We start from the raw sequence: 11,624 nt of genomic DNA on the forward strand, positions 1-11,624 counted from the left end.
TTGCCTCGTGCCAGCGCAACCGTTGCCCTGTTAGGTAACTGCCGTACTGCAATAGGGAGGTCAGCCAACGATTCCGTACCGAGGGACCCTGTGAAGCTTATGGTACCGAGCGGAGTGGCGATGACTGGAAACTGGTGCGGTGTCGGCTCCGAGTCAGCGAAAGTGAAATTCACGTCGCTCTGGCTTCCTGTTCGAGGCTGTCATGGTCTGACTGGGTAGATGTGAACGGTCCCGTCCTTGGCGTACACGATCATTCCCTTGGTGGTGGGTATCTTGGTTCCCGAACCGTCAACATACTTTCCGATTACTTCACCGAAGTCTACACGCTCCTTGAAGCCTGCCTGCCCGCGTGCGACGTTGCCGACTTGTTCACCGGTGCCAGCGCGTTGCACCAACTTGTTCGGGTCTGCGGTGAGTTCGCTGCGCCCTTCCAGGAAGTTTGGGTGCCCAGGTACGTGTTTCCCTTGTTTGCCCGCGTTGATGGCGGGTCTCGTTCCCTTGACGACTCCGTCGATCGCCTTTTCGGTAATCTTTCCTGCTTCGCGGAGGATTTTTCCAGCTCCGCCTCCAATGGCTCCGGCGGCCATCATGGCGCAGGCTTTGCCGTCGAGGGTGGAGCAGGCTTTCAGGTCGGAGAGGAAGACGTCGTAGATGAAGCCGGCTAGGCCGCCGAGAGGCCCGCTGGGGCGGCATTGGTCGGTGGTGCCGCCGAGGGCGTAGCAGACTTCGGCTTGAGGCCAGGGGCCGCGTGCGGCGAAGGCCAGGGCCTCGCGCCAAGTGAACCGTTTGGACCCTGTGTAGCCGAGTCCTCGCAGCGCCTCGTATCGCTCGTCGCTGAGGCTTCCGCCGACAGCTGACTGGTCCAGTTCGACCACGTCATCATCGCCGTCGTGGGTTTTCTCTTCAGGGTTGTCCCGGTTGAGGCGGGACTCGTTGGCGAGTTTGGCGAGGTAGGTGCTGTAGGCGGCGTCGGCGGCGTCGCGGGCCGCCGCAGCGTCACGGGCGGCGTTGGCTGCTGCGTTGGCAGCGCGCGTGGCAGAGACGGCCGCATTTTGTGCTGATATCCGAGCTTTGGTTGCCCATCGGTAGGCGCGCCAAGCCGCGGACGTGGCGATGTTCTGGGAGTGTCCGGCTTGGTCGGCGGCGGCGCGGGCTTTCTGTGATGAGGCCGCGGCCTGGGTGGCGGAGTCTGCGGCTCGTTGGGCCGCGGCGCGGGCCTGGGCGCTGTAGCCGGCGGCCTGGTCGGCGTAGCCACGGGCCCGTGCCGCCTGCTCCGCGGCCTTGTTCGCCGCGGCCAGCGCCGGGGCGACGGCGTTCCAGGCGTCGGCGGCTTCGCGGGCGGCAAGCGCGCCAGCCTCACGGGCGAGGGTGAGGAAACGCTCGACGCTCGCGACGTGGGCGGCGGCGACCTGGTCTTTGGCGAGCGCAAGGTACTGGCCGCGGTCGAGGAAGTCCCGGATCCCGGCGGCGGGCCCAGCGAGAGCTTCCTCCGCTGCGTTGGCCACGTTCTGCTGTTTGTTCGTGCGGGCCTCGGTCTGGACGCGGGCGACTGCCAGGACATCGTCGTGCTGCTGCCGGTAGGCCTGGGTACGGGCCAGCAGCGCCCGCACATCGGCCGGGGTCCCGGCCAGCGCTATGGTCGCGGCGTCGACAAGGGTCTGCTGCCCGACGGTGCGGGCGGTGCCCAGGACCGCGCGCGCCGCAGCTTGGTCGTCCGCGTCACGGCCGGGATAGGTGGGATCGGCGAGGAAACCGCGGACCTGCTCGATCGTCCCGGCGGCCGCGGTCGTGGCCGCTGCCCGGAGCTTCGCGGGATCCCCGGAGTCAGGCACGACGGTCGCCGGAGCAGCCAGGACGGCGATCCGATCGCGGTCGTCGGCCTCGGCCGCGGCGTCGAGCCCGGCACGCGCGAATCCTTCGGCCGCTGCGTCGTCACCGCCCAAAGCGGCTTCGGCGACCGCTTGGGTCCACGGCCCGGTGGTGAGGTTCCCGGCCAGCCGCAGCGCCACCTGCCGCGCCAGCCCGACCCGCGCCGCCGGCGCGGTGCGCGGATCACGCGCGGCCGCGAGCCGCTCCTGGGTGATCGAATCCCACCGACTGGTTTCAGGCCCTACGGTGGGCTGATCGTTGGCAGGCTCGTCGGGGTGATCGGGGTCCGGCAGATCTGCCGCGGCGCGGGCGAGGGCAAGTTTGTGCTCGTGCTCGGCGGCCAGCAGCTCGGTCTCAGCCTGCCGGGTCTTGTCGGCGATCGCCTGGGCCTTGTCCGCCGCCGCACGTGCGGCATCAGCCGCGGTGGTAGCGGCCTTCGCAGCTGTGACGGTGTCCTGGGCCGCGGTCGCGGAGCGTCCTGCCATGTCGGCCGCGGTCTCCGCCAAGCTCGCGGCTCCCTCGGCGAAGCCGGCGGCGTTGTCGGCTGTGTTCGCAGCCTCTTGGGCGGCGTAGTCGGCCTGCGCGGCAAAGTTCGTCGCGGTGTTCGCCGCGGCCCGGGAGTGAACCGCCTCAGCTTGCGCCCGCGCGGCGGCTCGTGCTGCCCGACGATAGTGCGCGCTGGCCGTGCCGGCCGCGCGCGCCGCCTTGGCCGCCGCCGCCGCGGCCGCGGCGGCTTTCTCACCGGCTCCGGCCGCGGCGGACGCGGCGATGCCCGCCTGTACCGCCGCCGCCCCCGCGGCCCGACCGGCGTCCGCGGCGACCCGGGCGCCGGAAGCGGCTTCGCCGGCCGCCTTGGCCGCGACCCTGGCATCGGCTGCCTTGCGCGCGTCCCCCGACGCCGCCGACGCGGCACGGGCGGCCTTCCCCGCCGCGCGGGAAGCGACCGCCGCCGCCGCCGCGGCCTTCGAGGCAGCCGACACCGCGGTGCGCGCCGCTGCAGCGGCGGCGCGGGACGACGCCACGGCCTGCTGGCTGGCCTGCGCGGCCCGGCCTGCCAAGTCAGCGGCGCGGGCGGCCTGGCCGCCGGCCAACCCTGCCAGCTCTTCTGACGTCCCGGCGGACGATCCGGCCTGATCCGCGTGCCACGCCGCGGAGTCGGCAAGACTGATCGCACGGGCCGAGGCGTCCTTGGCCGCCTGCGTTTCCTCAGCGGCCCGCTGCCGGGCTTGCTGGGCCTGCTCGGCCAAGGTCTGTACCGAGAGCAACTCGTTGTCGCGCGCGACGGCCAGCGAGTACCCGAAGTCCAGGAACTCCCGCTCCTCCTCCGGAGTGCCGTCCAACGCGACCTGGATGGCCTGGTAGACCGCGGATCCCTTCGGCGCGACATCCAGCAGCCGGGCGATCTTGATCTCCATGTCCACGATCTCGGCGCCGGCCCGCCCGCTGTCCACGAACTGCCGCAGCGCCTCCACAGTGCCCGCGTCGAGGGCCCGCTGAGCGCGAGCCCGGACCTCTGACCCCTCCGCGGCCGACGCACGGACCTGGTCCACCTGCCTGCGCAGATCCTGCAGATGCGCATCGATCCAGCCGGACACCAGGTACGTCTGGACGTCCTGGGGCGTTCCCGCCAACGCCGTCGTCGCGCGCTCACGGACCACCGGGCCGCCACCGGCGGCCAACTGCTCCACCTGGCCTCGCACGTCCAGCTGCTCAGCGGCGGCCTGACCGGTGTCCAGAAACGCCTTCACCTGCGCGTCGGTGCCGGTCAACGCCGCACCCGCCGCGATCTGTGCCGCGGGCCCGCCGTCCTTCCACACCGCGAGCACACGCTCCCGATCCGATACGGCGGCCCCAGCCGGAGGAGCGGGATCCGCGGACACCGGCGGGGCGCCCATCAAACCCGCCGTGACCGCCAGTACCAGCGCGCCCGCCAGCACACGCGCGGCCGCACCGCGCCCGGCACGCGCCGTCCATAATGTCCGCATTTCCCCATCAACCCCTCAGAAACAGACACACCGTTTTCAGCACGCGGAAGAATGCGCACCGCGCGCAGATTTAGAAGCACACCATTGTCGAAGCGATTTCCGGCCCTCAGTCCCGGCGGACGGAGCGTACGTGTCGAGATGATCAGTGATCTAAGTTTGTAATAGACCTCACGTCGCGACAGGTCACACGGATCCCCCTGAAGGGTTATGCGTTCTCGGCAAACACATGCGGCCACCACAGTGGTCGACCGATTGTCAATTTCCGGCGGCTACTCAAGAGTAGTAAACGCCTACCCGTACTGCGAACAATACAAAAGGCATCCGCCTGTCTCCGGTAAGTCGATAGTGCTTATGATGGCGTGCGGACGTAGTCAGAATCCCGCGATACGGAGTGCGCGATTTCCGATACGTCAGCTCGAGTTGGCTGGTTCACCGAGGGGAAAACAGTGTTGCGCGTATCTCGGATCGTCGTGATTGGCGTGTGTGTCCTGGTGGGGCTGAGCGTGCCGGCCGTGGCCGTCGCGGATCCGGTAACACTGGAGCCGGTGAGCTGCGCCGGGCGCACCGACGTCGTGCGGGTGAAGTCCTCGGCAGGGGATGGCCGGCCGGTGTGTTTCAAGATCCCGGACGACTTCGGCGAGTACGCGATAGACGTCCCCGGCGCCTACCTTCTCGCCGGAGACAACGCCCACCCCATCACCGTCACCCTCATCGACGGCTCCGGTGCCGCCGGTGCCGTCGACATCGACCTCGGCGGCTGGACCGCGGTCGGAGCCGGCAAAGAACAGACGGCCGCGTCCGCTCTGCGGCTGATCAGCGCCGCCACCGCACGGGGCTACGCCGCGGTCACCGCCGAACGGCAACGGCTCGCCGCCGACGGGTTTGCCAACTTCTACCTCGGCGAGCCCATCGGGCGCATACACCGCGCCAACCCGTCCGCAGCCGAAAGCTCCGAGAACGTCGGATGGGAGCAGTACTACGACGGCGGCGCGATCTACTACACCGCCACCACCGGCGCCCGCGCGATCTATGGCAGCGTTCTCGCCCGATACCTCGAAACCGGCGGCCCCGCCGGCCCGCTGGGCTACCCTGCCACCAGCCAGGGCGACGCCCCCGGCGGCGGCTGGTACGCCGACTTCACCGGCAACCCCGCCGCTGGCAGCAGCAACGGCGGATCCATCTACTGGAACCCCGAAATCACCCCGTTCGATGAACCCGATCGCGCACACACGCTGTACGGGCCCATCTGGAAAAAATGGGTATCGCTCGGCCGCACCGCCTGGCAGGGCCAACCCCTCACCAGCCTCGCCCCCACCCCCAACGCCACGGGCCCCAACGGCGCCGGCGCCTACGTGCACTTCGGCCAGCCCACCGAAGCCAACCAACTCGACCCCAACAGTCCGGCCAACGCCTCCATCTACTACAGCGACCAGACCAAGGAGACCCACACTGTCCAGGGCTCCATCCGGCAAACCTGGCGACAGAACGGCTGGGAACAAGGACGCTTCGGCTTCCCCACCACCGACGAACAACCCACCCCCACCGGATGGACCCAGACGTTCCAACACGGCACCATCACCTGGAACCGAGGAGCCACCGCTCCCATCCTCACCACCTCATAGACCCGGACGCCGGATCGGCTCCCTTCAAGTCCGAACGCCACTGTCCGATTTGGGCAAGGGCCGGACGTCCGAAGATCCGTCAGCTGCGTACGTCGGGTGGAGCGCTCCGCGATGTCCCTGGGGAAGTTCGCGTCGACATGCCAACAGCTCCGGGTGGTATGGGTGAATTGGTGCTCGTCTCTGCTTGCCCGTCCTGGTGTCATCTGCGGTGGTGCTCGTGGAGGGCGATGATCCTGCCGTCCTGCTCCAGGTCCTGCCTCAGCAGGGTGTTGTCGTGGTGTAGGGCTGCGATCGCCGTCGCAGCGGCTTGAAGTTGTTTCCGGAGCTCGGTGTTCTCGCGGGTTCTGTCCGCCAGTCGTGCTCGGAGCCGACCGATCTCGTCGTCGCGGCGGGCCTCGCCCGGTGTGAGGGCGCCATGCTGGGTGAGGTGGGCCTCCCAGTCGGCCAGGATGCCTGTGGCCCGGTTCATCGTCGCGCGGCTGACTTGGGCCTCGCGCCAGAGGTTCTCCTTGGTCAACCGGCCGTCGGTCCGCCGGGGCTTGCCTTCAAACAACCGCTGCATGGCGGCGCGTAGGGCTTCGGATGTCGCAGTGGAGACGCCGTCGCTGGTGATCGTGCGGCTCGTGCTCATCGTGGTTCCTTCGGGATGGTGTCCAGGACGGTCTCGACTCGTTCCAGCTCGCGGCGGATGAGGGCTTGGCGGCAGGCGGGCAGGTTCGGGGTTTGCAGGAGTGCGAGCTGGGTGCGCCGATGCGCGTCGTAGATCGGGACGTGCTCGGCGCCGATCAGGCTGTTGCGGCAGCGATCCGGGCGGCAGCGTTCCTCCAGTGGCCCGGTGTGGCCGTCCGGGATCGTGGCGTGTTCCAGGCAGACCGCGCCGACGGGGTTGCTGGGGTCGAACAGGCAGTGGTTGAGCGTGCCGAACCGAATGGTGATCCGCGCCTTGCGCAGCAGGCTTTCCTCCACTCTTGCGTCCCCGCCGCGTGCCGCGACCGACTCCTGGATCTCGTCGAAGGCCTTGCTGATCTGTGCCGCTCCGGGGCCGAACCCGGCCGGGTGGCCGTTCTTGTGGGCTTGGTAGAGGTCCCTGATGTGGCGGAACCGGGCGGCGTCGATCGCGGATTCCAGGTGCTTGGACCAGGACGGGTCCGAGGCGGCGTAGCCCTGCGTGACGCGGTTGGCCAGCGCACGGGTTGTGGCGTGCTTGAGCTGGATACCCAGGGCGATCTCCGATCCCGGGAACTGGTCGGTGAGCATCGCCATCGTCCGGCGGAACATGTGCGGCCGAGCGTTTCCTGCAGGGATCTCCTCGAGCCCGGTCCAGTCCCGGGACGCGTTGACGAAGGCGATGAACGCCGCCGTCATCTCCGCGCCGTCGACAGTCTCGCTCACGTGCGGGCGCGCCAGTGGCGCGAAGACCCTCTCGGCGTGTGGGGAGACCGCCTCGGCGACCGCGATGGCCTCGGCGACCGGCTCGATGATCCACCAGTGCTTGCGGGGCGAGCTGGGATTGCCCTTCTCGTCGATGGACGCGAGGGCCGGGGAGTTGTAGTGCTCAACGACGTTCCCGCGGGTAATGGCATGGATCTCCGAATCCCGCATCATCGACAGCGCAGCGACCAGCACGAATGCGGCATTGCGCAGCGCGACGGTGAGATTGAACAGATGCTGCGGCCCGATGCCGGGGTGCCACGAGCCGACGGTGCCGTCCGGCCTGCTCACCTGCGCAAGGCCGTCCACCAGTCCCTGCGTGGTAGTCCGCCCTTCGGCGGCAGCCCGCAGAACATGCGACTTGTGTCGCGAGCTCTTGACGAGGGAGTAGGTGGGCTGGCTACGCAGTCCGACCAGCAGGTCCAGTAGGAGCCAGTTGACCCGTGGCTGGCCGTCCTCCTGCGTCGCAGCGTGGACGGGGATCTTGTTCGCGGTGTTGGCCAGCCAGGCCTCGACCCCGGCGTGGCGGCCCAAGATCGACGGTGACGCGATGGCGAGAAGTTCGTCGCGGCGGCCGACGGCCCGGAGGATGTCCGGGGCGAAGGTGTGGACGTAGGCCCAGGCCGCGCGAATGAGCGGGAACCAGATCTCTGGAGGGATGGCCTTGGTCGCAAGCTCTCGTTCGCCGGCGCAGTGCGCGACCTGGCGTGCGCTGCGTCCCGGCCACGGGTCTTCACCGGGCCAGTCGCAGGTCAGGGCCGAGGCGATGGCGGCGAGACGCTTGAGTAAGGCGACGTGGGTCGCGACCGTGCCTGGCTTCTGGGTCGCCCGCAGGCTCTTCACCCGCAGCCGCAGATCCGCCGCATTCCAGTGGCTGGGGTCAGGGGGCAGCCCGGCGGTCTTGGACCAGGCGTGAAGGCTGCGCAGCTTGGAGGCGGCCTGGATCAAGGTAGCGATTTTCGCTGGGGCTGTGCCCAGATAGACGCCGGCTTCCTGGAGTACCTCGTGGTGTGGGTTCGCCATAGCCGTCAGCAGTTCGCGGGCCAGCAGATTCCAGTGGGGCTCCTCCAGGCCTGAGGAGAACTGGATCCGCCATTCGGCGGGGCTGAGGTTAGCTGGGCGGCGGACGATGCCGTTGAAGTCCCAACCGGCCGTGTCACCGAAGCGTGGGACCGTGGCGTCGGGGTGGCGGGCGGACTCTAGCAACGGGTGGCTTTGCAGGACCGCGTCCTTCTCGCCGAAGAGTGATCGCCGTTCGGATGCGGGTTGGTCAAGGTTCACCGGTCGAACTCCTGGTGTGCGGTCAGAGGCAGGTGTAATGCGGCGGTTCCAGCGTCGATGTGTTTGCGCGCCAACGCTTTCTCTTCCACGGTCCGGTCGGCCAGGACCGCGCGGAGGTTGGTGTAGGTCTGGCCCCAGAGCGCGGTGAACCGGTCCGGGGGCATGCGGCGGCGGGTGTTCTCCAGGTGCTGCTCGAACAACAGCAGCTGGGGCAGGTGGCTGGGCAGGATCCAGGCGTTGCGGCATTCCAGGCAACGCAACGGTGCCACCGAGCAGAGTTCCCCGGTGGAGCTGAACGGCGAGTCGTAGGGGTCTTTGCAGTGCGACAGGCCCATATCCAGCTGGCCGGTCACGATGCCCTCGGCCTGTTCGGCGGGGATCCCCAGCTCCTGCAGCCGTGCGCTGTCGCCGGCAGCTGCCTCGGCCTCCGGCGTAATGACGATTGGCCCAGTGATGGCCTTGTCGAACCAGTGTCGCTGGGCGGCGGTGATCACCTCGCCGGAGATGATCCGCAAGGTGGTGCCCTGCGCGTAGTGCCCAGCGAAGGTCTCTCGGGTGTGGTCATCAGCTGCGATCCCGACCCTGCCGCGGGCGACGATGGCCTTCTCGACCTTGGTGGACTTGCGCAGCCGGCCAATGTGGGCTGGTCCGCTGACCTCGACGCCGACGCTGGTGAGCCAGGCGCTAAACGTCGTTCGTGGAGAATCGGGGTCCCAACGCCGGAACACCAAAGCGTAGTTGGGCAGAAACGCCGCACGAACGAAGAGCGAGTCCTCGATCTCCGAAAGCTGTTCGCGGACCTTCGCGGTGACCTTCAACAGCCGCTGGATGATCGCGGTGACTTCTCTTCGGGGCCGATCGTGCAGGTCGTGCGTGGCCGGTCCTTCGGCGGCTGGCTCACCGCGATCCTCAGCCTGCTGCTCGACGCCGCCTGGCCGCGGTGCGTCGTCGCGGAAGGCGCGGTGGCGGACCCGACCCGCGCGCTTCTTGACGATCGTCAGCCTCACGCCCTGAGGCAGAAACTCGACGTCCTTCGCGCCGAAGGACGTCACCTCCTCCGAGCTCAGGCCGGTGGCGTCCATCAGCAGAACCCGGAAGGCATGCAAATCCATCGTGTTGGGATAAAGCTGCGCGATCAGGTGGTGGACGAGCAGCCGCTTGGCGAGGTTCGGCATGATCGTCCCGTCCGGCCGGGCGACCAGTCTCCGCAGCTCGTCCGGCCACTCACCAACATGCGACGGAAGCTGCGCGCGCAGCTCACTCAAAGCGACCGTTCCCCGGGAAATACCCCAGAGCAAGTCCGGCGGGTGTAGCCAGCTCCCCTGCTCAGGGTGTCGGCCCTGCGCGGCAAGGTGCCAGCCGTTGTCCAACCGGTGCTCCAACGCGTTGACCTCGGCCCAAGCGGCCTTGATCAGAGCCCGTTTGTCGTGACGGGAGAACTCATCGCGTTCCGAGGACTCACGCGAGTGCGTCGTCGCCGGGCCTCGGGCGAAGCGAACGATCTCGTCCGCGACAGGCCGGCCCGGGTGGTCATCCCGCCGGATGATCAGCACGCGCAGCGCCCTGGCAATGAAGGCAGCCCACCTCGATCCGGGGGAAAACGCCGCCGGCAACTGACGTTCCCACCTGGCCAACACGCGCGCCAGCTGCGAAGCTTCCAGATCCGTCGACTCCGGGCTGACCCCGGGATCGCTGTCGACGGCGATGCAGAACAGGTCGATGCCCCGCCGGTAGGCACCCGACGGGGCGCTAGTGATCTCGGTGGCCGCGACGTAGTCCACCCATTCATCGGCAAGCTGGGCCGCCAAACGCGAGCACCGATACGCGTCCGGGTCGAGCCGCTGGATCACCGGTCGTCCCTGCGACCGCAGAACCCGGACCTCGCGGATGCCGACCCGTCCCGCCAGTGTGTCCTCCGGCCAGCCTGCGTCCTGAGCGGCCATCAGCCGAGGTCCTGTCCTGGCTCGCCATCGAGGGCGAAGGCATGGGCGGCGATCTGGGCATACGTGACTTCCTCGGTCTGCGCGCCGATCCAGCCGCTGAAGGCCTCCTCGAACTCGTTGATCAGATCGTCGGTGTATTCCAGGTATGCGTAGGTGACAGCGGGACTGGAGTGACCGAGCCGTCGGCTCACGATCAGCAGTGGGTTGCGGCGGACGTGTTCGGTCAGGTAGCGCATGTGACGGCATTGCCGGGCGGCGGGATCGGGCTCGGCACCCTCCAGTTGCCGTTCCAGGTAGGTCAGCAGCTGCAGAGCGTGCGTGTGCCTGAGGTCATGCCAGCGCCACCGTCTCCCAGGCAGGCGCGGTGCGGACTCATCAGCCAGGGCGACCATGCGCCGCCAGGCCGCGTGCCGATACCGCTTCCAGGAGTCCGCGCCAGGCATCAGCCCGCCGCGGCAAACGAACACCGCCAGCGCTTCCAACCCGAACTCGCCCTCGTGAACAGTGATCCGTCGCAGACTTGGCGGCATGCCCGCCAGGGTGAACACGTGCTGCTCGCCGTCCTGAACTCCGTGGATCAGGCCCGATTCCCGGTCGATCCGCGAAACCACGAACAGCTCCCGATGCCGCCGCTCCAGCGGCTTGGCCGCAGCCGCGGTCAGCTCTGGCCGCTCCAGCAGCAGGTAGGTCTCCACCGAGCGCATCGACTCCTCGGGGACATAGATCCCTCGGGCCTTGCCGTACTTGGCGCAGGCCTGGACGGTGAACTCCGCCGACATTCCCGGCTTGGCGGTCCCGATGCCGAGTTCGGGCAACAGCACAGTGGCCCACTCTGCCACCGCATCCCGGTGCCCAACGCCAGATCCGCCCCAGCCCGATTGCGGTGGGGCGCCCAACCGCGGAACCCACGGTCGATGCGCGAGTCCGGGCACTGGCCGCCAAGGCCGACGTCCCGGAAGTAGCGGTACTGCTCCAGCGTGAGATGCCGGATGTCCATCGCCCGCTGGAGTCTGGGCGACAACGGGTTGCGGCCCCGCGCGACCACTCGGACCGGCCGCTGCCTCCGGTGCCCGGTCTTCTCCAGGAAATTGTAGAACTGGTCCAGCAGCACCGACTCCTTGTGCCAAGCCGAGACACCGATCGGTCGCCGCTGCAGCTGGGTGCGCTGGCGGCGGTAAGCCACCAGATCAGACTCCGACGCCGACATCACGTCCCGACTGCGGGAAGCCTGGTACGCGGCGAAGCGGGCCATGATCCGCCCGTAGTCCTGCATCGTCGTCCGGGACAACTCCGCGTAGGACAAGTTCCGGCCCCACGAACACAGCGGCTCGATCGGCATCATCGTCTCGTCGTCGAGGTAGATCGGTGTGCCGTCCGAGATCGACCGCTCCCGCAGCAGCCGCACGACGTCCACACCGGACAACACCGGGCTCTCCAGATACTGCTCGGCCAGCTTGGTGTCCACTGTGAACCGCCGCATCCTCGTACCTCCG

The 11,624-nt window shown here is 68.5% G+C and carries 7 protein-coding genes; 1 reads left to right on the forward strand and 6 read right to left on the reverse strand.

Going from position 1 to position 11,624, the window contains the following annotated elements; translation table 11 throughout:
• Nucleotides 1-200: 200 nt before the first annotated feature.
• On the reverse strand, nt 201-3,854 hold the full coding sequence (locus ACLJO0_RS36580; protein WP_410583784.1) for a polymorphic toxin type 50 domain-containing protein: 3,654 nt from the start codon (nt 3,852-3,854) through the stop codon (nt 201-203).
• A gap of 512 nt (nt 3,855-4,366) precedes the next feature.
• On the opposite strand from ACLJO0_RS36580, the gene ACLJO0_RS36585 reads away from it, so the two are divergent.
• A complete protein-coding gene (locus ACLJO0_RS36585; protein ID WP_410583786.1) occupies nt 4,367-5,476 on the forward strand; it encodes an LGFP repeat-containing protein in 1,110 nt (369 codons plus the stop codon).
• Between the two features lie 199 nt (nt 5,477-5,675).
• On the opposite strand, the gene ACLJO0_RS36590 is transcribed toward ACLJO0_RS36585, so the two are convergent.
• From ACLJO0_RS36590 to ACLJO0_RS36610, 5 genes are read right to left on the reverse strand one after another with little or no spacing between them, the layout of a single operon-like run.
• A complete protein-coding gene (locus ACLJO0_RS36590; protein WP_410583788.1) occupies nt 5,676-6,107 on the reverse strand; it encodes a hypothetical protein in 432 nt (143 codons plus the stop codon).
• Nucleotides 6,104-8,188 carry an integrase gene (locus tag ACLJO0_RS36595; RefSeq protein ID WP_410583790.1) on the reverse strand — a complete coding sequence of 695 codons (2,085 nt, stop codon included), beginning with the start codon at nt 8,186-8,188 and terminating at the stop codon, nt 6,104-6,106. The genes ACLJO0_RS36590 and ACLJO0_RS36595 overlap by 4 nt, the downstream gene beginning before the upstream one ends.
• The gene (locus ACLJO0_RS36600; protein ID WP_410583791.1) at nt 8,185-10,131 is read right to left on the reverse strand and encodes a hypothetical protein; all 1,947 of its coding nucleotides are present in this window, start codon (nt 10,129-10,131) and stop codon (nt 8,185-8,187) included. Before ACLJO0_RS36600 ends, ACLJO0_RS36595 begins: the two co-directional genes overlap by 4 nt.
• The gene (locus ACLJO0_RS36605; protein ID WP_410583793.1) at nt 10,131-10,835 is read right to left on the reverse strand and encodes a hypothetical protein; all 705 of its coding nucleotides are present in this window, start codon (nt 10,833-10,835) and stop codon (nt 10,131-10,133) included. Before ACLJO0_RS36605 ends, ACLJO0_RS36600 begins: the two co-directional genes overlap by 1 nt.
• Nucleotides 10,790-11,611 (reverse strand): hypothetical protein, encoded by an 822-nt coding sequence (locus tag ACLJO0_RS36610; RefSeq protein ID WP_410583795.1) that lies wholly within the window; start codon nt 11,609-11,611, stop codon nt 10,790-10,792. The genes ACLJO0_RS36605 and ACLJO0_RS36610 overlap by 46 nt, the downstream gene beginning before the upstream one ends.
• Between the last annotated feature and the right edge of the window lie 13 nt (nt 11,612-11,624).

The sequence above is a fragment of the Amycolatopsis sp. lyj-108 genome (genome assembly GCF_046549005.1).
In the GTDB taxonomy this organism is placed as follows: domain Bacteria; phylum Actinomycetota; class Actinomycetes; order Mycobacteriales; family Pseudonocardiaceae; genus Amycolatopsis.